At 68.0% G+C, this 20,695-nt stretch carries 20 protein-coding genes; 8 read left to right on the top strand and 12 right to left on the bottom strand.

Annotated elements, in window-relative coordinates; translation table 11 throughout:
• Positions 1-22 precede the first annotated feature (22 nt).
• From C6Y44_RS00605 to C6Y44_RS28320, 5 genes are read right to left on the bottom strand one after another with little or no spacing between them, the layout of a single operon-like run.
• Complete coding sequence (locus tag C6Y44_RS00605) at positions 23-775, bottom strand: ABC transporter permease (protein ID WP_033097874.1); 753 nt, start codon at positions 773-775, stop codon at positions 23-25.
• Positions 776-812: 37 nt separating this feature from the next.
• Positions 813-1,397, bottom strand: coding sequence for an isopentenyl-diphosphate Delta-isomerase (gene idi / locus C6Y44_RS00600; protein ID WP_033097875.1), 585 nt, complete (start codon positions 1,395-1,397; stop codon positions 813-815).
• 52 nt (positions 1,398-1,449) lie between these two features.
• Positions 1,450-2,418 carry a phytoene/squalene synthase family protein gene (locus C6Y44_RS00595; RefSeq protein ID WP_159417043.1) on the bottom strand — a complete coding sequence of 323 codons (969 nt, stop codon included), beginning with the start codon at positions 2,416-2,418 and terminating at the stop codon, positions 1,450-1,452.
• A complete protein-coding gene (gene crtI, locus C6Y44_RS00590) occupies positions 2,411-4,030 on the bottom strand; it encodes a phytoene desaturase family protein (RefSeq protein WP_159417044.1) in 1,620 nt (539 codons plus the stop codon). The genes C6Y44_RS00595 and crtI overlap by 8 nt, the downstream gene beginning before the upstream one ends.
• Entirely contained in the window at positions 4,027-4,158 is a 132-nt protein-coding gene (locus C6Y44_RS28320; protein WP_257785283.1) for a hypothetical protein, read from the bottom strand. The genes crtI and C6Y44_RS28320 overlap by 4 nt, the downstream gene beginning before the upstream one ends.
• Positions 4,159-4,335: 177 nt before the next feature.
• Between C6Y44_RS28320 and C6Y44_RS00585 the strand changes: the two genes are divergently transcribed.
• On the top strand, positions 4,336-5,109 hold the full coding sequence (locus C6Y44_RS00585; protein ID WP_159417045.1) for a DUF427 domain-containing protein: 774 nt from the start codon (positions 4,336-4,338) through the stop codon (positions 5,107-5,109).
• Here C6Y44_RS00585 and C6Y44_RS00580 read toward each other — a convergent pair whose 3' ends face one another.
• Positions 5,110-7,626, bottom strand: coding sequence for a DUF2156 domain-containing protein (locus tag C6Y44_RS00580; RefSeq protein WP_225623684.1), 2,517 nt, complete (start codon positions 7,624-7,626; stop codon positions 5,110-5,112).
• Positions 7,593-8,912: an alpha/beta hydrolase gene (locus C6Y44_RS00575; RefSeq protein ID WP_159417046.1), complete on the bottom strand. Its 1,320-nt coding sequence runs from the start codon at positions 8,910-8,912 to the stop codon at positions 7,593-7,595. Before C6Y44_RS00575 ends, C6Y44_RS00580 begins: the two co-directional genes overlap by 34 nt.
• Before the next feature lie 107 nt (positions 8,913-9,019).
• On the opposite strand from C6Y44_RS00575, the gene C6Y44_RS00570 reads away from it, so the two are divergent.
• Together C6Y44_RS00570 and C6Y44_RS00565 are read left to right on the top strand one after the other, a co-directional pair.
• On the top strand, positions 9,020-9,670 hold the full coding sequence (locus tag C6Y44_RS00570) for a TetR/AcrR family transcriptional regulator (protein WP_159417047.1): 651 nt from the start codon (positions 9,020-9,022) through the stop codon (positions 9,668-9,670).
• On the top strand, positions 9,667-11,232 hold the full coding sequence (locus C6Y44_RS00565; RefSeq protein ID WP_159417048.1) for an MDR family MFS transporter: 1,566 nt from the start codon (positions 9,667-9,669) through the stop codon (positions 11,230-11,232). Before C6Y44_RS00570 ends, C6Y44_RS00565 begins: the two co-directional genes overlap by 4 nt.
• On the opposite strand, the gene C6Y44_RS00560 is transcribed toward C6Y44_RS00565, so the two are convergent.
• Positions 11,201-12,754, bottom strand: coding sequence for a succinic semialdehyde dehydrogenase (locus C6Y44_RS00560; RefSeq protein ID WP_159417049.1), 1,554 nt, complete (start codon positions 12,752-12,754; stop codon positions 11,201-11,203). The genes C6Y44_RS00565 and C6Y44_RS00560 overlap by 32 nt on opposite strands.
• A gap of 66 nt (positions 12,755-12,820) precedes the next feature.
• The gene (locus C6Y44_RS00555; protein WP_159417050.1) at positions 12,821-13,552 is read right to left on the bottom strand and encodes a GAF and ANTAR domain-containing protein; all 732 of its coding nucleotides are present in this window, start codon (positions 13,550-13,552) and stop codon (positions 12,821-12,823) included.
• Between the two features lie 133 nt (positions 13,553-13,685).
• Here C6Y44_RS00555 and C6Y44_RS00550 point away from each other — a divergent pair, with 133 nt between their 5' ends.
• Complete coding sequence (locus tag C6Y44_RS00550) at positions 13,686-15,170, top strand: adenylate/guanylate cyclase domain-containing protein (protein WP_192378604.1); 1,485 nt, start codon at positions 13,686-13,688, stop codon at positions 15,168-15,170.
• Between the two features lie 165 nt (positions 15,171-15,335).
• Positions 15,336-16,535 (top strand): MBL fold metallo-hydrolase, encoded by a 1,200-nt coding sequence (locus C6Y44_RS00545; RefSeq protein ID WP_225623683.1) that lies wholly within the window; start codon positions 15,336-15,338, stop codon positions 16,533-16,535.
• Between the two features lie 34 nt (positions 16,536-16,569).
• Here the strand turns inward: C6Y44_RS00545 and C6Y44_RS00540 are convergent, their stop codons facing one another.
• Together C6Y44_RS00540 and C6Y44_RS00535 are read right to left on the bottom strand one after the other, a co-directional pair.
• Positions 16,570-17,196 (bottom strand): SRPBCC family protein, encoded by a 627-nt coding sequence (locus C6Y44_RS00540; RefSeq protein ID WP_159417053.1) that lies wholly within the window; start codon positions 17,194-17,196, stop codon positions 16,570-16,572.
• Complete coding sequence (locus C6Y44_RS00535; protein WP_159417054.1) at positions 17,193-17,576, bottom strand: ArsR/SmtB family transcription factor; 384 nt, start codon at positions 17,574-17,576, stop codon at positions 17,193-17,195. The genes C6Y44_RS00540 and C6Y44_RS00535 overlap by 4 nt, the downstream gene beginning before the upstream one ends.
• 68 nt (positions 17,577-17,644) lie before the next feature.
• Between C6Y44_RS00535 and C6Y44_RS00530 the strand changes: the two genes are divergently transcribed.
• From C6Y44_RS00530 to rraA, 3 genes are read left to right on the top strand one after another with little or no spacing between them, the layout of a single operon-like run.
• Positions 17,645-19,489, top strand: coding sequence for an AMP-dependent synthetase/ligase (locus C6Y44_RS00530; protein ID WP_159417055.1), 1,845 nt, complete (start codon positions 17,645-17,647; stop codon positions 19,487-19,489).
• Between the two features lie 18 nt (positions 19,490-19,507).
• Positions 19,508-19,891, top strand: a complete 384-nt coding sequence (locus tag C6Y44_RS00525) for a DUF5313 family protein (RefSeq protein WP_120281009.1) — start codon at positions 19,508-19,510, stop codon at positions 19,889-19,891.
• A 47-nt stretch (positions 19,892-19,938) separates the two neighbouring features.
• Positions 19,939-20,427, top strand: a complete 489-nt coding sequence (gene rraA / locus C6Y44_RS00520) for a ribonuclease E activity regulator RraA (RefSeq protein WP_016695034.1) — start codon at positions 19,939-19,941, stop codon at positions 20,425-20,427.
• 25 nt (positions 20,428-20,452) lie between these two features.
• Here rraA and C6Y44_RS00515 read toward each other — a convergent pair whose 3' ends face one another.
• Positions 20,453-20,674 carry an RNA-binding S4 domain-containing protein gene (locus C6Y44_RS00515; protein WP_033097898.1) on the bottom strand — a complete coding sequence of 74 codons (222 nt, stop codon included), beginning with the start codon at positions 20,672-20,674 and terminating at the stop codon, positions 20,453-20,455.
• Between the last annotated feature and the right edge of the window lie 21 nt (positions 20,675-20,695).

Raw genomic sequence — 20,695 nt, 5'->3', positions numbered from 1 at the left:
ACCCGCACCGCAGACCGCCGTCTCACGCAACGACCACGGGACGGTGACGCAGGGCGCGACCGAGACCGAGCGCCATCAGCACGGACGTGATCGAGGCCGTCGCCATGATCGCGGCGAGCACGACCACCTGGAACCGTCCGGCCTCCACCGGCGACAACCCGCCGAAGATCGCGCCGACGAACGCCCCGGGCAGAGTCACCAGACCGGTCGTCTTCGTCTGGTCGGTCGACGGGATCATCGCCGCGTGCACGGCGAAGCGTGCAGGTGAGAGTGTCGCCTGTCGCATGGTCGCGCCGAGTGCGAGCCAGCCCTCCACCTCGGGCCAGTGGTCGTCGACGGTTTCGTGGAAGCGGCGACCGGCGAGGGCCGCGACGGTCATGGTGTTGCCGATGATGATGCCGCCGAGCGCGAGCGCGTAGCGCGGGGTGGCCTCCACCGCGCCGGTCGCGAAGACGATGCCCGCCGCGACGAGTACGCCGGTCGACATCGCGACGGCCGTCGCCCCGCGCACGACGGACTCGTTCCCGATCCGCCGGCAGGCCGTCCACCACGCGACGGTGAACATCACGACGAGCACCACCGCGACCCACCGGGCGTCGGTGATGACGCCGGAGAGCACGACGCTGATGAGCGCGAGTTGCACCGCGCCGCGGGCGATGGCACCGACGGGCGCGAATCGGTGCGGGACCCGGAACGCCCACAGCACCGCCGTCGAGATCACGGCGAGAGCGAGGATGCCGATGATCGTGCGGATCAGGACGGTCGGGTCGATCACAGGGTCGACGTTAATGCCCCGGTCGCCGGGTGAGGCCCTATCGGCGCTCGGGCGCGGCGTGCGGCAGATCCGCGGCGGACGCCACCGGCCAGTGCAGCGGATCGGGGCCGAGCGTGCGGAGCTGCTCCACCTGTTCGCGGCACCACACCGACACCTCACGGCGTCCCTCGACGACGTCCTCGGAGAACTCCGTCCAGTCGACCCATTCGGTGTCGTGCACCTCCGACGGCTCAGGAGTGGGCGCCGGCCCGTCGTAGAGCACGCGGAAGACGGGGCAGATCTCGTTCTCGACGATGCCGTTGTCCATCACCGCGCGGTAGCGGAAGGACGGCAGGACGACCTCGATGTCGTGCACGTCGAGCCCGAGTTCCTGACGCAGCCGGCGGCGCACGGCCGCGGTGAGCGGTTCGTCGGGCGCCGGATGACCGCAGCAGCTGTTCGTCAGGACTCCGGGGAAGGTCGACTTGTCCAGGGCGCGCCGGGTGAGCAGAACGTTGCCGTGGGGGTCGAAGACGTACGACGAGAAGGCGAGGTGCAGTGGGGTGTCGGTGGTGTGCACCGTGGCTTTCGGTTCGATCCCGACCGCGCGGCCTGCGTCGTCGAGCAGCACGACCTGTTCCATGTGTTGTCCTGTTCTGTATTCGTGTCCGAATGCCGGCTCGGCCGGGCGGGCCTCACCGGCCGAGCGGCGCGGTGGGCGTCCCCAGTCTCGACCGTGAACGCAGCGTGGTCCAACCGGCCGAGGCCAGCCGCGGTGCCGCCACCGACAGGCGCCGGCGCCGCGACACGCGTGCGCGCTGGTGGAGTACCCGGTATCCGCTCTCCTCCACCGCCCGCAGGATGTCGCCGTAGAGGACGAAGGCAGTCCGCATCGCGGGGCGCACCGTGGGGTCGAGGAGGTCGATGCCCGGTTCGGCCACACGGTAGAGCGAGCGGGTGTGCGCGATCAGGTGCGCGAGGGCGCGTTCGAGCCGTATGTCGCGCTGCCCGGTCCGGCGGCAGTGCCACAGCAGGTCCTCGTCCACGTCGAAGGCGGCGAGGATGTCGGTGGGCAGGTAGATGCGGTCGCGGTCGAGGTCCTCACCCATGTCGCGGATGAAGTTGGTGAGCTGGAAGGCCTCACCGAGCGCGGCGGCGGGGGCCTCGGCCCGTTCGCGTTCGGCCTCGATGCCGAGGATGGGCAGCATCTGCAGCCCGATGACGGCGGCCGAGCCGTACATGTACTCCGACAGTTCGTCCATCGTGCGGTACCGCGACCGGAACAGTTCGGTGCCGGGGATGTCCATCCGCATCGACCGCAGGAAGGCGTAGTAGTACTCGTGCGGGATGTCGTACCGCTGCGTAGTGTCGACGAGGGCCCGCAGCACGAGACCGAATTCGTCGTAGGTCGGCGGCCTGCCCCTGAGCGCGTCGGACAGACGGCGTTCGAGCGCGTCGAGAACAGGTGCCGCGTCGACCGGTTTCACGTCGACGATGTCGTCGACCATCCGCGCGAAACCATAGAGGGCGTGCACCCCGGCCCGTTTGGACGCCGGGAAGATGCGGGTCGCGAGGAAGTAGGTCTTGCCGTGTCGCCGGTTGAGCTCACGGCACAGCTGATACGCCTCGTGCAGATCGGGATCGATCCCGTCGAGTTCACGCATGAGCAACCGCACCTGCTTCCATCGGAATCGACATCGTCGTGGATCCGGCAGTCACACCACCGGAGATACGTTCTGCGGCAAGACGTCCGGAGATGAGCACGGTCGGGACGCCGACACCCGGCGTGGTGCCCGACCCGGCGAGGACGAGATTGTCGACGCCGTGCACGAGGTTGGGGCGGCGGAAGGGCCCGGTCTGCCGGAACAGGTGTGCCGCCGAGAAGGGGCTGCCGTCGAGCATGCCCTTGTCGGCCCAGGTCTGCGGGGTGTCGAGGTGGTCGACCCACATGGAACTCGCGAATCCCCGATAGCCGCGCCGCTCGAGGACCTGCTGGATCTCCCGCATGTACGGCCTGCCGAGTCGGCCCCAATCGAGGGGTGCGGCAGCGAGATTCGGGCACGGAGCCAGCACCGAGACGGGTTCGCACTCGACACCGCCGCGCACGACCCGCAGGGACGGATCGGTCACGGCGGGTCGCGTGATGAGCAGGGACGGATCGGCCATCAACCGGCCGCGGCCGCGCGGCGCGGTGATCCGCGCGAAGGTTTCCGCCCACTCGGCACCGAAATCGATGGTGTGGTGGGAATCAGGCCAGTCCTGCGTCACGTCGGTGGGCACCGTGCCGTGGAAGACGACGGCCGAGGGCGACGCGACGGTGGCGCTGCGGGCGCGGCGGCGCGGCGGGACCCCGGCGCGCAGCAGCAGGTCGTCGACCACGGGCAGGTCCACGGTGAGGACGACGGCGTCGGCGGCGAACTCCCGGCCGTCCGCAGAACGCACGCTCCTCGCGCGGCCCCCGTCGACGCGGAGTTCCGACACCTCGACCCCGGTGTGCACGGTGCCGCCGCCCCGGACGAGCGCATCGACCATCGCGGCGGCGATGGCGGACATGCCGCCCTTCGGGAAGTAGACGCCGAGCGAGGTGTCCATGTGGGCGATGGCGCCGTAGACCGCCAGGGCCGTCGACGGCGCTGTGCCCGCGTACAGGGCCTGGAAGGTGAAGATGCGCCGGAGCCGCTCGTCCTTGATGAACGACCCCACGCGCGATCCGAGTCGGCCGAAGCCGCCGAGCCGGACGAGGTTGGCGGTGTCGCGCAGTGCCGCAGGTGTCGACACGAGGTCGAGCGGCGAATCGAAGTTGGAGTCGATGTAGCGGTCGAACTCGGCGTCGAAGATCGACGCGAGCCAGCGGCGCAGCCGCCGGTATCCGCCGGCCTCCTCGGGACCGCACACGCGCGCGATCTCGGCGGTCATCTCGTCCGGATCGGAGTACACGTTCAGGGCGGTGCCGTCGGCGAAGCGCGCGTGGTAGCCGGGGGCGAGCGGGGTGAGGTCGAGCGCCGGGGTGGTCGAGTCGAAGGATTCCCCGACGGCCGCGAGCGCGTCGGCGATGAGATTCGGCATCGTCAGCACACTGGCACCGTTGTCGATGTCGTAGAGATGCCGCCCGTCCTCGAACACCGGGTACGTACCGACGCGACCACCGACCGTGTCCTCGCGTTCGAGGACGGTGACGCGCTTGCCGGCGCCGGTGAGGTGGAGCGCCGCGGACAGTCCCGCGAGGCCCGCGCCCACCACGACGACGGACTCGACGGAGCCGCTCACGGACCTCACGCCTTGCCTCCCTGCGCGCGCGGGGTCGTCTGCTCCGTGCGCGTGCGCGCTTCCATGAACAGCTGGAGGAAACCTACGGACGGGTGCGGGTGCCGATTCTCGTTCTGCCGGGCTTCGTAGTTGGGCATGATCGGTCTTCCTCCGGTCGTCGCTCGAGCCGCGTGGGCGTGCGTAGTGGTTCGTGTCGGTCGGTTCGGGTGACGGCCCTCACGCCGTCTCTCCCCGTATTCGGAGCCGGTCGTCGAGCGGATGGGTCGGGTCTGCGGATTCGTCCCGTCCCTGGACGGGCGCGATACGGTCGAGGTATGGCTGCCCGCAAGACCGCTGTGCTCCGACGGCCGTCGGAGACCGACGACTACCTCTACGAACCCGTCGATCGCCGGATCAGAGGTGAGTGGTTCGGCCGGACGGTCGTCGACAGCACCCGGGCCGTGCTGGTGTGGGCACCCGGCAAGCCCGTTCCGTTCTATGCCTTCCCTCGCGAGGACGTCCGGCTCGACCTGATCGCGGCTTCCCTGTCGCCGAGCCGCTCCCGGCAGGACGTCTGGCAGTGGTACGACATCGTCGTCCGCGACCATCGGGCCTATTCACCGGTCTGCCAGCTCGACGTCGACGGTCTCGACGACCGTCTCGTCTTCCAGTGGTTCCGGTGGGGCGAGACGGGGCCGGGCGACGATGTCGACGAGGGCGAACGGTGGTTCGAGGAGGAGACCGAAGTGTTCACCCATCCACGCGACCCCTATCACCGCGTCGACGCCCTGCGCAGCTCCCGGCACGTGCGGGTGACCATCGGCGACGTCGTGGTCGCCGAGACCCGCAACCCCGTGCTCGTGTTCGAGACCGGCCTCCCGACCCGCTACTACCTCCCTCCCGAGGACGTCGATTTCTCGGTGCTCGAGGAATCCGAGTGGCGGACGAGCTGCCCCTACAAGGGCGTCGCCCGGTACTGGTCGTTCTCCGGCACGCCGCCCGCGGACAACGTCGCATGGTCGTATCCCGAGCCGTTCCCCGGAATGGAGTCCATCGAGGGGTACGTGTGCTTCTACGACGACGCCGCGGAGATCATGGTCGAGGAGTGATCATCGGCGCAACAGGTGAGTGACCAGCCGGCCGCCCTCTTCGAGCGACATGTGCGGAAGGTAGGCACGACCGACCGCGATCCCGATCGCCGGTAGCGCCGCCGGGTCCGGGAACACCATGTAGAGCGGACGGTAGCGGGGCTGGAACTTCGCCTTGAACGCCAGCAGCGACCGGAAACCGTAGACCGGTTCGAGGGTGCGACCGAGCAGGTCGAGCAGAGCATCGAGGGCGCCGCGGTCGAGTCCGGACGAGCCGTTGTTCGCGCTCGCCAGCGGCGCACCCGACAGGCTCAGGAATTCGAGTCCCTGTTCCCCGGCAGAGCGTGCCGCAGAGGCGATGAGGAATTCCATCGAGGGTCGGAAACCGTCGGAGCGTCGTCGCATGAAATCCAGTGTCAGACCGACGACTTTCCCGCCCCGGTAGACCGGCATCCACGAGGTGACGGCATGGACGTGTTCGTTCGCATCGAGCGCGAGCAGCAACCGGACTTCGGGGTCCCGCAGTTCGGCGAGCCCTCCGAGCGTGAACCCCATCTCCGGCAGTCCCTTGTCGGCCACCCACTCCTCGGAGATGTCGACGATCTGCTCGGTCACCGACAGCGGCGCGGCGGCGAAGGTCGTCCACCTCGCCTCGATCCCCTCCTTCGCGGCGCGATTGAGCGCAGTGCGGATGTCCTGGAACTTCTTGCCCTTGAAGGCGAGATTCTCGAGATCCACAACGGTCTCCTCGGCGACCTGCAGGCAGGTCCAACCGTGGTCCCGGGCGATCACGGCGATTTCCTCCCCCACCGTATAGAAGCAGGGTGTCCATCCGTTGCCGAGACAGTAGGCCGCGAACTCGTCGACCGTCTCGGTCAGCAATGAGCGCTCACCGATCGGATCGGCCGTGGTCAACGCGACCCCCGAATGCACCCGATATGCCACGGCGTGCCGGCCGTCACCGGTGAACCAGTACCGGTTCCCAGCCCAGGTCGTCATCCACGACAGTGATCCGCCGCCCGGATCGCGCAGAAGTTCTCGCACCCGTTGCTCGGTACCGAGGTCGACCCCGAGGGGCGGAACAAGGAAGCTGCGCAGCATCAGGACGCAGAATGCGACCCAGATGATCACGCCGGTCCACTCGAACAGCAGGGTGGCCGCGGTGTCGAGTGGCATGACGGGAGGTTCGAAGAGCTGGAGGTAGACCGGCGGAAGGAGCCGCCGAGGTGCGTCGCGGAGCACAGTGCCGAGGCCGGGATCACGGTCGAATCCGTCGGCCGCCAGCGTGCTCACCACCACGTACGTCACGAGCGCGATGCCTGCGGCCACCGCGGTTGTGGCCCATACCCGGCGATAGGTTCCCTGGGGTGCGCGGACATCGAACAGGGTGCGAGTCAGCAGCAACACAGCGAGCACGGTGACCAGTGCGAGCAGCGGTGCGAGTTCCATGGACAGAGAACTGTGGCGGTGGATGCCGTACAGCAGCGAACGGGTCTCGTCCTGTTGGGTCACGCGGACGATCGTGCTCGCGGCAGCCACGGCGACCAGCACGGTGTGTCCTCCCACCGAGAGCAACCATGCCGCCCGCCGTCCTCGACGCAACCCTTCGGCACCGATCAGCAGCAGAATCGACGGCAGGAGGTTGGCCACCAGTGGGCCGACTCCCGACAGGCGCAGGGCCTGCTGCCCTTTCCGGCACTCGTCGTGCAGCGCCGGATCCGCGCACACGTCGACCAGTTCTCGTGGACTGTAGGGAACCTGCTCGAACAGTTCGCGTAGCGCGGACAGCGGACCGATCGAATGCGGGGAGAACGCCGCGAAGACCGGGCCGAGCACGCTCGCGGCGACGACGAGTGCGACGAGCGTGCGGCGTTCCCGGATGGTGCCGCCGAGCATCGGACGGCGCACACCGCGGCCGAACAGGAGCGGGCCGGCGAGCAACCCGACCAGCGCGACCGTCACCCTGTTCACGTCCTGCAGGTGCCCGGCGAACAGTGCTGCGGTCACCAGGAACACCAGCAGGAGGGTCCGGATGCGGCGACGCCACAAGGTGCCCATCGCAGCGGTGGAGGCGAGCAGGACGCCGAGCACCCAGGCCACCGGGTCCTCGGTGAGGTGGGTGTGCAGTTCCCGTCCCCACACGTTCGGCACCAGCGAGGCGACGTGGGCCACGAGCAACGCGAGTGTCGCACCCAGGCCCTGCGCGACGAGCGCGGCGAGTGTGAACCTGCGACTGCCGATGCGACGTTCGACCGGCACCGCGACGGCGAGGATCGCAATGCTTCCGAGCACGTACTCACCGAGACCGGAGGCGAACAGCCCCGAAGTCCACAGCGTCCACAGATGTCCGTCCGCGATGTTCGGGATCCCCAGCGACACCTCGGATGCCGTCGCGCGCGGCGGGCCGCTCTGCGTCGAACCGGTGGTGACCGCCAGGAACCAGATCAGCACGAGCAATCCGCACGACACGGGTGCCCGGAGTATCGCCGCCCCAGCGCGGGACATCAGTTGCCGAGCCCGAGCCGTTGTGCGAGCCATGGCAACTCCTTCTCGAGCCCTGCGGCCCACAGGGCGAAACTGTGGGTCCCCGGCAGTTCGGTGAGGTGGACGTCCATCCCCGCATCCCGCGCTGCGGAGACGAGTTGTTCCACCCCGGCACGGTATTCGGAATCGTCGAGTCCCACCACGAAAGCACCGGCGGAATCGGGATACCGATTGCGTGCGAGCAGGTCGGCAGGATTGTTGCGCGCGAATGCTTCCGCATCACCGCCGAACACGTCCCGGATCGTCGAAGCGCGGTCACCTGTGGTCGGCTCGGCCTGCCCCGACATGTCCAGGAAGGTCGGGTAGACGTCCGGCCGGGTGGTCGCGAGTTGCAGTGCGCACGTTCCGCCGTACGAGAGACCGCCCACGGCCCGTGCCTGGGGATCGTCGTCGACCTGCAGGTCGTCCCGTACCCATGCCGGAACGTCGACAGCCAGATAGGTCGCCACGTTGCCGAGATGCGAGTCGACGCACAAGGGGTTGTCGAACTGACCTCCGGTGCCGTCCGCGAGCACGACGACCGGCGCCAGGCCGTGATGCTGCGCGGCATAGGCGTCCATGGTGGACGAAAGATGTCCGCCCACGAGCCAGTCCTCCGGACTGCCGGGCTGTCCGGCGAGCAGTACCAGCACCGGAAGTTCCGGTCGTGGATCCGAGAAGTAGGCCGGCGGGAGGTAGACGTGGGCTTCCCGCGCCCGGAATCCGGAGACCGCTCCGGGAATCGTCACAGAGGTGACCGCACCGGCCGCAGGCAGGTCGTCCGGGGCCGACCAGCCCTCCACCGGCGCGGTCCGCGATGCCCGGAGGGAGGGATCGTCGAAGGGGACGGTCCGGTAGTCGCTGATGCCGAGTACAGCCCGAACGGTGGGATAGGCGTCGTAGACCGCGTCGATCCGGCCCGCGGCGGAGATCACGACGAGAACCGCCGACACCACGAGTGCCGTCGCGACGAGTGGCCGGGCCCGGTCGCGATGTCGCACGAACCATCGTCCGATCAGCAGGGAGACGGCGAGCAGTGCCACTGCCGCCCACCCGTACACCGCCCATGGCAGTCGATCCGGGAAGGGCTTCCACACCTTCTCGATCAGGAGCGCGGCCACCGCCGTCATACCGAGGGCGGCCGCTACTGCGAGGGGCACTCCGCGTACGAACCACGCCCGGTAGCGGCGGACGAGCAACACGATCAGGCCGATGACCGCGAGGATCGCGAACACCGCGGTCGCCGTGGGAGTGGTGAGCGGTATCCCCAGCACTCCGTTCACCATCCCGGTCGAGGACATGGCGATCAGTATGCGCGGTCGAACAAGGGGAACCGGATTGAGAATCACACTCTCTTTCTAGAGAACAGAATTTATGATTTCGAGAATTTGCGCTACTGTAAAACTTCATGACTGCAGCTACGTCGGACGCCGTCCGCACCGTGACGATCTCTCACCGCGAACGCAAACGCGCCCGCACGTGGACGGCGATCCACCTGGCCGCAGCCGACGCCGCAGCACGCCACACCCGCCTGGCCGACATCACCGTCGAGGCCATCGCCGAGCAGGCGGAGGTCTCACCGCGCACCTTCTTCAACTACTTCCGATCGAAGGAGGACGCCGTCCTCGGCCTGTCCTCCCCCGTCATCGACGACGCCATCGCCGACGGTTTCGACTTCGCACCGGGCGACGACCTCGTCGAGAAGGTCGCCTTCCTGCTCCTCGCGGTCTTCCGCACGGCAGCGAGCCGACGCGAGATCGGTTACGACGAGTACATCGCGCTCATGGACCGCCATCCCGAACTCGCGCGCAGACGCTTCCAGCACATCGACGACGTCGAGGCCGTCGTCGCCGAGCTCGTCACCGCCCGTCTCGCGGACGGCGGACCGACGCCCGGGAACACCGTGCACGACACCGCCGACATGATCGTCACCGTCGCCGGTGCCCTCATGCGCTCCGCGTTGCGCCCGCTGCTCACCGCCCCCGGGAAGACGGAGGCCGACGCCGACTCGGTCCTGCGTCGCACCTGCCAGTTGTTCCGGGAGGTCACGCGACCGTGACGGACCCACTCCGAGACGAGTCCGAAGGAGCCACGCCCGCACCGGAACAGAGCACCCCGCGGGTCACCTTCGTCTTTGCCGGCCTCATGCTCGCCATGCTGGCCGCGTCGCTCAATCAGACCGTCCTGAATCCCGCACTGCCGACCATCGTCGGCGAACTCCACGGCGTGGACCGGATGCTCTGGGTCATCACCGCCTACATCCTCGCGTCGACGATCACAATGCCCGCCTACGGCAAACTTGGGGATCTCTTCGGACGAAAACCGCTGCTGCTCACCGCGTTGACGATCTTCGTCGTCGGATCGACGATCGGCGCTCTCGCCGGGGACATCACGTGGCTCATCGTCGGCCGGGCCGTCCAGGGCGCCGGTGGCGGTGGCCTGATGGTGCTGTCGCAGGCCACCATCGCCGATGTGATCCCCGCTCGTCAGCGCGGGAAGTATCTCGGCATCATGAGCAGCGTCTTCGCCCTGTCGTCGGTGGCCGGTCCGTTGCTCGGCGGATGGTTCACCGAGGGTCCCGGTTGGCGGTGGGTGTTCTGGATGAACGTGCCGCTCGGTGCTGTCGCCGTCGTCGCGGCGCTGGTCTTCCTGCGCCTGCCCCGCGTCTCCGGTTCGGGCCGGCGGATCGACGTGCTCGGCATGGCCGTGCTGTCCATCGTCACGACGCTTCTCGTGCTCGTCGCGACCTGGGGCGGTTCACGCTATCCGTGGTCGTCGCCGGTCGTGATCGCGCTGATCGCCGCTACGGCAGCCGGTGTGGTGTTGTTCGTCGCGGTGGAACGACGTGCCGCCGAACCCGTGATCGGCCTGCACCTGTTCTGCGACCGCAACTTCGATCTCGTCACCGCAGCCGGATTCGTCATGAGCGTCGCACTGTTCGGCGTGGCCGCCTACATGCCCACCTACCTCCAGATGGTCGCGGGTGTGAGCGCCACCGCCGCCGGTCTGCTGATGCTCCCCATGATGGGGACGTTGTTCCTGACGTCGACGCTCGCGGGACGGTACGTCACGAGAACCGGCCGCTACAAAAGGATCCCGATCATCGGGTCGGTCTTCGTCACGGCCGGTCTGGTGCTCCTGTCGACCCTCGGCGCGGACACCCCGATCTGGGTGCTGGGCTGCTGGTTCGCCGTGCTCGGCATCGGATTCGGCACGTCCATGCAGCTTCTCGTGCTGGTCGTGCAGAATTCCTTCCCCGTCGAGGAGGTCGGCACCGCGACGGCGGGCAACAACTACTTCCGGCAGATCGGCGCGACCCTCGGTTCCGCCGTCGTCGGCAGTGTCTTCGCCACGCGCCTGGCCGGTGGACTGTCGGGAACCGGCATCGACAATCCGGATTCGCTGACCCCCGGCGCGGTCCGGGCACTACCCGACGCGCTCCGGCAACCGGTTCTCGAGGCGTACAACGACGCGCTCGTCCCGATCTACCTGTACATCGCGCCACTCGTGGTGGTCGCGGGGGTCCTGCTGTGTCTCGTCGTCGAGAAGCCCCTCGCGACCACCATCGTGCGGAAGAACGATCCGGTTCCTAACGACCCGGCAGCCACTGCATCGACTTGACGAAGGGGGCGAGCATCTTCGTCCACATCCGTCGCGGAAGTCCGCGCGGGCCATCGAGATTGAGCAGTCGCGTCGTCGCGATGGTCTGTGCCTCGGTGTACTTGTACAAACCCTCCGCGCCGTGGCGGCGTCCCATGCCGGAGATGCCCATGCCGCCCATCGGCGCGTCGGTGCTACCCCACGCCGGAGCGTATCCCTCGTCGACGTTCACCGTGCCGGCACGCACCCGCGCCGCGATGGCCTCGCCCTGCGCCTTCGTCGCGCCCCACACCGACGCGTTGAGTCCGTACTCGGTGTCGTTGGCCTCGCGGATCGCCTCCTCGACGTTCTCCACCGGATAGATCGACACCACCGGGCCGAACGTCTCGTTCCGGTAGCACTCGGCGTCCTCGGGCACGTCGGTGAGCACGGTGGGTTCGAAGAACAGCGGGCCGAGATCGGGCCGGGCCTTGCCGCCCGCGACGACGGTCGCGCCCTTGGCGACGGCGTCCTCGATGTGCCGGGTCACCGTCTTGACCTGGCTCTCGCTGATGAGGCAGCCCATCTCGGTGCCGAAGTCGTAGTCGGGACCGAGCGACATCTCGCGTACCCGCGCCCCGAACATCCGGATGAACTCGGGGGCGATCGACTTCTCGACGTAGATCCGCTCGATCGAGATGCACAGCTGCCCGGAGTTCGAGAAGCATGCCCGCACGGCGGCGTCGGTGACCTCGCGTAGGTTCACCCCCGAGGTGACGATCATGGGGTTCTTGCCGCCGAGTTCGGCGGAGAACCCGATGAGGCGCCGGCCGGCCTGCTCGGCGAGCAGACGTCCCGTCTCCGACGAACCCGTGAACATCAGGTAATCGGTGTTCTCGACGATCGCGGTGCCCACCACGGTGCCGGGACCGGTGACCACGGCGAAGACGTCGCGGGGAACACCGGCCTCGTAGAGGAGTTCGACGACCGCGAGCGCGCAGTAGGGCGTCTGACTGTCGGGCTTGAGCACCACACTGTTGCCGGCGAGCAGGGCGGGGATCGCATCCGAGACCGCCAGCGTCATCGGGTAGTTCCACGGCGCGATCACGCCGACGACACCTTTGGGATGGTGCAGGACGGTGGTCTTCGTCAGGACCGGCAGCATGCCCGTGGCCTTGCGGGGACGCAGCAGCTTCGGTGCGATGCGCGCGTAGAACCGCGCGGTCATCGAGATGTCGAGAACCTCTTCCTGTGCGGAGACGCGGGACTTGCCGGTCTCGGCCTGCGCCATGTCCATGAGCTGCTCGCGCCGGGAGAGCACGAGTTCGCGGTAGCGGTGCATGATCGCGGCACGCTTCTCCACGGGCAGCTTCGCCCACGCCACCTGCGCGGTGCGGGCCCGGTCGATCGCGGCCTTCGTATCCTCGGCCGTGCCGACCGGCACGGTGGCCAGCTCCCGTCCGGTGAATGCCTCGACGACCGGGCGGGTGGTCCGCTCGGCGGCGTCGGGGATGGCTATGAGGTCGGCAAGACGCTGGAAGGTCGCAGCGCTCGGAGCTGGCATGATGCACCCCTACCGGTGAGTAGTACTTGCGGTTTCACCAAACCTACCCGGGTGGGGTGTGCGCTGTCACACAGACGAGGAGTCGAGTCCGGTCTCCCGATCGTCGTGCCGCTCGGGCCCTGCCTGGACGACTCCCTGGGCTACCTCGGCGAGGGGGACGTTGCTGTCCTGCGAGAGCCTGCGCAGAAGTTCGAAGGCCGCGACGGCGTCGATGCCGAAACGTTCCATGATCATGCCCTTGGCCTGTCCGATGATGTCGCGGGTCGCCAGGGCGGAGGCGAACTGTCCCTGGCTGCGCGCCGCACTCATCGCCATCGCCGCGTGGGCGGCCAGGACCTCGGCGGTCGCCTCCGCGAGCGGATCGAAGGCATCGGCCTCGAAGGAGAACATGTTCAGCGCACCCATGCTCTCCTGCTCGAGATACAACTGGAACGACAACGTGCTGAGTACACCCGCATCCACCGCGGCCTTCGCGAAACGCGGCCAGCGCGTCTCCGATCGAAGATCTTCCGAGCGCACCACCAGGTACTTGAAGCTCGCATCGAGGCACGGACCCTCACCGAACTGCTCCTGGACGTCGTCGAGGTGTTCGGCGAGTTCCGAGGTCGCGGCGAGGGAACGGAACTGCTTGCGGCCGGTCACGATGAGGATGTCGGCGCAATCGGCCCCCTCCACCAATTCGACCGCGGCCGCCGTCACGCCGCGCAGGGTCTCGTCGAGATCGGTGGGGTGGTAGAAACCGCGCGCGAGCTGCGCCATACGGCGTCCGATATCACCCGCTTCCGACGAACGTGTCATCGTTTCATCCCTTCTCCACAGAACTCGTCGCCCGCAGATTCGAGACCGGATTGCCCGATTCCGCGAGTTCTACACCGCCGCACTCCTCGTCGGAACACGGCCTCTTCAGTTTTTACCCCGATAGTCTGGACTGATGGATCCGCCGGTGACCCGGTATCTGCCCCGCGACGGTCACAATCTGGCCTACGGGGTGGTCGGAACGGGCCCGACCGACGTCGTGTGGTTCTTCGAGGTCCAGATGCATCTGGACCTGTTGTGGACCGATCCGTACATGCACTCGCTCTTCGAACGACTCGCCACCTATTCGCGCGCCGTCTACTTCCAGCGCCGCGGTTTCGGGCTCTCCGATCCCGTCGACCACGTGCCCACGATCGAACAGCAGGCCGAGGACGTCCTCGCCGTCATGGACGCCGAGCAGATCCGGCACGCCACCCTCGTCGGGATCCACAGCACGTGCGGCCCCCAGGTGCTCGTCGCGGCGACCGCCCCCGAACGGGTCAATGCGTTGATGCTGATCGCGCCGTACTGCGAACCGCTGCTCGACCACGACCGGCCACCGCACGGGTGGACGGAGGCCGAGATCGCCGAGTTCGTCGAGCTGTGGCGCGACGCCGTCCGGCACTGGGGTGAGGGACGCACGGTTCCGTTGACCGACGGCCACGTCGACAGTCCCTACAACCGCCGGTTGATGGCCATGCTCGAGCGGTGCTCCGCGTCGCCGAGCACGATGAGCGCGCACCTCGAGGCGAGCCTGCGGATCGACTATTCGCACGCCCTCGGCTCGGTGCAGTGCCCGACGAAGGTGGTGCTGGTCGCCGGGGGTTCGATACCGGTGGGTCCGGCGAGACATCTGGCCGATCTGGTGCCTCACGGAGAGCTCGTGATCACCCGGCCGTCACCGCGTGGCGCCGCGCTCGGCGAAGCGTGGTCGCAGGTCCAGACGATGGTCGAGGAACTCGTCCGCGGGTCCGTCCCACCCGTCGACGCCGGCCGGCGCTTCGCGGCGACCCTGTTCACCGACATCGTCGGGTCGACCAAGCTCCTCGCACGCATCGGCGACACCTCCTACCGGGCACTGCTCGCACGTCACGAACGCGACGTGCGGTTCGCCGTGACCGAAATGGGCGGGCAACTGGTGAGCACCGTCGGGGACGGCACCTTCAGCCTGTTCGACGGACCCGTGGCCGCCGTGCAGTGCGCGGCGCGGATCGTCGCGGAGGCCCGCCGCCTCGGGTTCGAGGTGCGCGCCGGGGTGCACGCCGGCACCGTCGAGCCGACCGGGACGGACGTCACCGGCCTGACGGTGCACGTGGGAGCGCGCATCGGCGCGGCGGCCCGTCCCGGCGAGGTGCTCGTCTCGAGCCACGTGCGTGAGCTGGCCGGTGGGTCGGGACTGCAGTTCGCCGACAGGGGATCGCATCGGCTCGCCGGTGTGCCGGGCAAGGTCCGCCTCTTCGCCCTGACCGGCGGCCGTCCGTCCCTGCAGGCACCACGGAAGCGGGTCTCGCTCAACCCCTTCGACCGCGCCGTTCTCCGAGCGGCGCGACGCACGCCGCAGGTGCTGCGTTCGGCTGCCGCACACGCGAACGCCCAGCAGCGGCGGCGCTCGGACGACTGAACACGGTCTGCTGAGCACGAACATCGAGGACCGTTCGGCCCGACCGCGCTCACCGGATCGCGACCGCGCTCACCGGATCGACACCCACACACCCCACCCATATGGTCTGCGTCACATTCGATCGCGGAACGGTTCGCGGCAACGCGGCCGGAGGGGAGCGTGCACATGTGTGATGTTCTGGGACGACTGCACACGGCCGGGGTATCCCGGCGAAAGTTGTTGGCCAGTTTCGCCGTCGGCGCGACGGCCGTGGCGGCCACCGCATGCAGTCCCGGTGCCGACACCGCCGTTGCGGCTCCGACACCCGATCGCCGGTTCGCGCCGGAGCCGTATCGAGGGCAACGGACACGCCTGGTCCTGCTCGGCACCTCGGGTGGTCCTCCCTACTGGCCCGGGAGCGAACGCGAAGGCATCTCCTCCGCCGTCGTGGTTGGAGACCGGTACTACCTCGTCGACGCCGGTCACGGTGTCATGCGACGCCTACGCGGGGCGGAACTCGGACCCAACTTCGCCACCGACCTCGACGGCCCCCTCGACGCGCTGGGCGGCATCTTCCTGACGCATCTCCATTCCGATCACGTTGTCGACCTCAACAACATCCTCACCGAGGGGATCTACAACGGACTGCAGCACGTGGAGAAAATCCCCGTCTACGGCCCGGGCAATCGCGGAGTACTTCCACCCCTGTTCGGGGAGGGCCCCGCACCGGAACCCGTGGCACCGGGCAATCCCACACCGGGCACCCGGGAGATGACCGACCTGCTCGTGCAGGCGTTCGCCACCGACTTCAACGACCGCCTGTTCGACAACCGTAAGCCCGCCCCCGACGCCTTGTGGGAGGCCTTCGACGTTCCGGTACCGGCGCAGTATCTCGCCGATCCGAACGGTAATCCCTGCCCGGACATGGAACCGTTCACCTTCTTCGAGGACGACCGCGTCCGGGTGTCCGCGATCCTGGTCGACCACGCTCCCGTCTTTCCCGCTCTCGCCTACCGTTTCGACAGCGACGACGGGTCGATCGTCTTCTCCGGGGACACCGGCCCCACCCCCAATCTCGTGAAACTCGCACGGGGAGCGGACGTTCTGGTGCATGAGGTGATCGACCCCGCCTGGCCGGAATCGTTGTTCCCCGAACCCCGCACGGATGCTCAGGAAGGGCTCTACCAGCACCTCATCCAATCCCACACCCTCATCGAGGATCTCGGTCCGATCGCCCAGGAAGCCGGCGTGGGAACCTTGGTGCTCTCGCACATGGTCCCGGGCAATCGCCCCGATTCCACTTGGGAAGGATGCGGCGCCGGATTCGACGGGCGCCTGGTCATCGGCCACGACCTCGACGTGGTCGGCGTCGGAGCCCCCGCCTGACCCACGTGCGTCGGAGACGCAGCCCGAGTCCGTTCTATCCGCCCGTGTAGAACGCACTCGTCCGCTCGGCGGCGGCGCGTGCCTGTTCGGGGTCCTCGCCCGCGGCGATGTCGGCCTCGCACCAGGCCGCGCTGCTGTCGCGGACGAACTGCAGACCTTCCTCGGACATCGACCACGTCTCGAATTCCTTCGGATCCACCGCCTCTCCCGATTCGATGTGCAGGCCGAGTCCGAGAAGGGCCTGATCCCAACCGATACCGACCGCGCCGGGTCCGTACTGCTCCCAGTGCTCGTCGGGACGGGCGATGTGTGTCAGTTCCAGGCGCGCACGGTCTCCCGGTTCGGGCAGGACCGACACCTCGATCCAACTCACCTGACCCGCGAATTCCCAGGTGGCCGTGAACGTCCGGGGCGGTTCGCAGGTGAGGACCTCGCCACCGGCGTTGCCCTGGAGCTGGTACCGGCCACCGACCTCGAGGTCGCCCTCGACGGGCAGGAACCAGCGGGGGATGCGCCGCGGGTCGGTGCACGCCTCCCACAGGTCCTCGGCGCTCGTGCGGTAGCTGCGCGAGATCGTGACGACCTTGGCCTCGCGGCCCTCGACGGTGCGACGCCCGACCGTGCGGCGACTCGTCTCGTTGCTCGTGATCACGTTCTTCATGAGGATTTCCTTCTCTCGTCGGAAGCAGGGAGCGCGGGCGGGACGGCGTCGCAGCTCCGCCGCTCACGCTTGCCGCGCGCGATCTCGGTCTCCAGCGCGTCCAGAGCCGCGAAGACCGGGGGATGCAGACCCGCCAGCCAGTCCTCGAGTTCGACGAGGACCGCGGGATCGAGTTCGTAGTAGCGGCGGGTGCCGTCCTTGTGGACAGCTGCGAACCGCTGGTCGCGCAGGATCTTGAGATGTTGCGAGACCGCCGGCTGGGAGATGGAGAACTCCCGGCCGATCGCCGCGGCGATCTCACCGGCCGCCTGCGGGCCTCCCGCGAGCAGTTCGAGAATGCGGCGGCGAACCGGATCTGCGAGGACCTCGAACCCGTGCATGGACCCCACTATATAAGTTTCTACTTATATTGGCCAGAAGCACGGTCCTGCTCCCTAGACTTCGATGCATGACGACAACAACGCGCGTCTCCGAGGAAAAGGTCGACCGAGCGGTCATCGACAACCGGGCTCCCTCGGTCGCCCGCCTGTTGCTCGACCGAGTGTCCACCACGCCCGACGCCGAGGCCTTCCGCTTCCCCGACGGGGCCGGCGGCTGGACCTCGGTCACCTGGGAACAGACCGGAGACCGGGTGCGGCTGCTCGCGGCCGGCCTGATCTCCCTGGGCATCGAATCCGAGGACCGTGTGGCCCTCGCATCGTCCACCCGGTACGAATGGGTGCTCTCCGACCTCGCCGTCATGTGCGCGGGCGCCGCGACCACCACCGTCTACCCCACCACCCACGCCGACGACGTGGCGTTCATCGTCGCCGACTCCGGCAGCCGCATCGTCATCGCCGAGGACGCCGGGCAGGTCGAGAAGCTCGTGAGCCACCGCGGCGATCTGCCCGACGTGGCGAAGGTCGTGGTCGTCGACGGCACCGGCGACGGTGATTGGGTCATCAACTTCGACGAGCTCGCCGAACTGGGCCGCAGCCTGCTCGCCGAGGACTCCGGAGCGGTGCTCAACCGCATCCACAGCATCAGGGCCGAGCACCTGGCCACACTCATCTACACCTCGGGCACCACCGGCAAGCCCAAGGGCGTGCGCCTGCCGCACTCGGCGTGGACCTACGAGGCCGCCGCCATCGATGCGCTGCACATGCTCAGCTCCGACGACCTGCAGTATCTGTGGCTGCCGCTGTCGCACGTCTTCGGCAAGGTGCTGCTCACCCTCCCCCTGCAGATCGGCTTCCCCACCGCGGTGGACGGGCGCGTCGACAAGATCGTCGAGAACCTCGCGGTCGTCCGCCCGACCTTCATGGGTGCGGCCCCTCGCATCTTCGAGAAGGCCCACGCGCGCGTCGAGGGAATGATGGAGGAGGAAGGCGGCGCCAAGAAGAAGATCTTCGACTGGGCCGTGGGCGTGGGCCGGAAGGTCTCGAAAGCGAAGCAGGCCGGCAGGTCGCCCGGACTGCTCGCCAAGCTGCAGCACGGCCTCGCCGACAAGCTGGTCTTCTCCACCATCCGCGAACGCTTCGGTGGTCACCTGCGGTTCTTCATCTCCGGTTCGGCGGCGCTCAACCCCGAGGTCGGCGAATGGTTCGACGCCGTCGGCATCCCCGTCCTCGAGGGTTACGGCCTCACCGAAACCTCTGCCGCGACATTCGTCAACCGTCCCTACGCCAACCGCATCGGCACGGTGGGCTGGCCCGTCCCGGGCACGGAGGTCCGCATCGCGGAGGACGGCGAGGTGCTCGTCCGCGGCCCCGGTGTGATGACCGGCTACCACAACCGGCCCGACGCGACCGCCGAGTCGCTCTCCGACGACGGATGGTTCCACACCGGCGACATCGGCAGCCTCGACGACGAGGGCTATCTGCGCATCACCGACCGCAAGAAGGACATGTTCAAGACGTCGCAGGGCAAGTACGTCGCCCCGTCGTCGCTGGCAGCGACCTTCAAGGGCATGTGCCCATACGCCTCGGAGATCGTCGTCTACGGCGAGGGCAGGCCCTACTGCGTGGCGCTGGTGGCGCTCGATCCGGAATCCATCGGCGAATGGGCGAACAAGAACGGTGTGAGCGGGTCGTTCGAGGACATCGCACGGCACGACAAGACCCACGAACTCGTCTCCGGCTACATCGACGATCTGAACCTGCAGCTCAATCGGTGGGAGCAGATCAAGAAGTTCACGATCATCGAGCGTGAACTGTCGATCGAATCGGGCGATCTGACGCCGAGCATGAAGTTGCGCAGGAAGGTCGTCGTCGACAACTTCGCCGACAGGCTGGCAGGCCTCTACGAAGGGTGACGGCCTATCCTGGGTCTCATGATGAGTAGTGCACGACCGAATTTTCTGCAGCGGATCGGCTACATGTTCGGTCGCGCGCTACCGCCCGAGATGCGGCAGTGGGTACGCGACGACGTCCTGGGCCCCGGCGGAACACGCCGCTACCTGCTGCGATGGAATCTGCCGATCATCCCGCTGCTCCTGCTGTTCCTGCTGATCCCGGGGCCGGTGTGGATCCCGATCGCGATGATGCTGTTGCTGCTGCTGCCGTGGGTCTACTTCTCGGTGGCGTTGATGCCCATCTGGCAACGGCACCGCCTCCAGCAGCACGGTCTCGATCCGGAGCTGCTCAGCGCGAAGGCACGCGCCCGCGCCGCGCGCGAACGAGAGGACTACGAGCGCCGTTTCGGCCGCGCGTCCTGATCGGGCCTCCCCCTGTGCGGGGCAGCGCGTCCGCTTATCCTCGCACCATGAGTGACGCCCCTGCCTTCACAGCCACAGCAGACCTCGCCGACGAGATCGGCCCGGACATCCGCAGCTGCGACACGCAGTTCATCCAGTTCGGCGGCCGCACCGAGTTCGTCGGCCCCATCACCACCATCCGCTGCTTCCAGGACAACCTGCTCGTCAAGCAGACTCTCTCCGAGCCGGGCAACGGCGGCGTGCTCGTCGTCGACGGCGGTGGCAGCATCCACACCGCGCTCGTCGGCGACATCATCGCCGGTCGCGGTGTCGACAACGGCTGGGCCGGGGTCATCGTCAACGGCGCGGTCCGCGACTCCGCGATCCTGCGCACGCTCGACATCGGTATCAAGGCCCTCGGCACCAACCCGCGCAAGAGCACCCAGACCGGCTCCGGTGAGAAGAACGTGCCCGTCGAGATCGGCGGCGTGACGTTCAACCCGGGCGAGATCGTCTACAGCGACTCCGACGGCGTCGTCGTCCGCGCCGAGAACTGATCAGCCGAGCGCGCGGGTCGACCCGCTATTCGTGCGCGACCCGCGCGCTCGCCCCGGCGATCTCCACCACGTCGCCCACCTTCAGCTGACGGCCGCGACGCACCTCCACGTCACCGTTGACCGACACCAGGCCGTCGGCGATCACTTCCTTGGCCTCCGCACCCGACTCGATGAGGCTTGCGAGCTTGAGGAACTGACCGAGCCGGATCGACTCGTCACGGATCGGTACATCGAATGCGTCGGACATGGCACCCATTGTCCCCGACAC

This window comes from Rhodococcus rhodochrous (genome assembly GCF_014854695.1).
Taxonomy (GTDB): domain Bacteria; phylum Actinomycetota; class Actinomycetes; order Mycobacteriales; family Mycobacteriaceae; genus Rhodococcus.
Note: the sequence above shows the minus strand (reverse complement) of the source record. Positions and strands in the feature narration are given on the sequence as shown.

Bases quoted from the DNA above. Each gene is read 5' to 3' on its own strand.
- rraA (WP_016695034.1), top strand. From the start codon at position 19,939: ATGAGTGACGCCCCTGCCTTCACAGCCACAGCAGACCTCGCCGACGAG.
- C6Y44_RS00525 (WP_120281009.1), top strand. From the start codon at position 19,508: ATGATGAGTAGTGCACGACCGAATTTTCTGCAGCGGATCGGCTACATG.
- C6Y44_RS00530 (WP_159417055.1), top strand. From the start codon at position 17,645: ATGACGACAACAACGCGCGTCTCCGAGGAAAAGGTCGACCGAGCGGTC.
- C6Y44_RS00550 (WP_192378604.1), top strand. From the start codon at position 13,686: ATGGATCCGCCGGTGACCCGGTATCTGCCCCGCGACGGTCACAATCTG.
- C6Y44_RS00555 (WP_159417050.1), bottom strand. From the start codon at position 13,552: ATGACACGTTCGTCGGAAGCGGGTGATATCGGACGCCGTATGGCGCAG.
- C6Y44_RS00540 (WP_159417053.1), bottom strand. From the start codon at position 17,196: ATGAAGAACGTGATCACGAGCAACGAGACGAGTCGCCGCACGGTCGGG.
- C6Y44_RS00575 (WP_159417046.1), bottom strand. From the start codon at position 8,912: ATGTCCTCGACCGGGATGGTGAACGGAGTGCTGGGGATACCGCTCACC.
- C6Y44_RS00580 (WP_225623684.1), bottom strand. From the start codon at position 7,626: ATGGCTCGCACAACGGCTCGGGCTCGGCAACTGATGTCCCGCGCTGGG.
- C6Y44_RS00560 (WP_159417049.1), bottom strand. From the start codon at position 12,754: ATGCCAGCTCCGAGCGCTGCGACCTTCCAGCGTCTTGCCGACCTCATA.
- C6Y44_RS00570 (WP_159417047.1), top strand. From the start codon at position 9,020: ATGACTGCAGCTACGTCGGACGCCGTCCGCACCGTGACGATCTCTCAC.
- idi (WP_033097875.1), bottom strand. From the start codon at position 1,397: ATGGAACAGGTCGTGCTGCTCGACGACGCAGGCCGCGCGGTCGGGATC.
- C6Y44_RS28320 (WP_257785283.1), bottom strand. From the start codon at position 4,158: ATGCCCAACTACGAAGCCCGGCAGAACGAGAATCGGCACCCGCACCCG.
- C6Y44_RS00595 (WP_159417043.1), bottom strand. From the start codon at position 2,418: ATGCGTGAACTCGACGGGATCGATCCCGATCTGCACGAGGCGTATCAG.
- C6Y44_RS00535 (WP_159417054.1), bottom strand. From the start codon at position 17,576: ATGCACGGGTTCGAGGTCCTCGCAGATCCGGTTCGCCGCCGCATTCTC.
- C6Y44_RS00585 (WP_159417045.1), top strand. From the start codon at position 4,336: ATGGCTGCCCGCAAGACCGCTGTGCTCCGACGGCCGTCGGAGACCGAC.
- C6Y44_RS00515 (WP_033097898.1), bottom strand. From the start codon at position 20,674: ATGTCCGACGCATTCGATGTACCGATCCGTGACGAGTCGATCCGGCTC.
- C6Y44_RS00545 (WP_225623683.1), top strand. From the start codon at position 15,336: ATGTGTGATGTTCTGGGACGACTGCACACGGCCGGGGTATCCCGGCGA.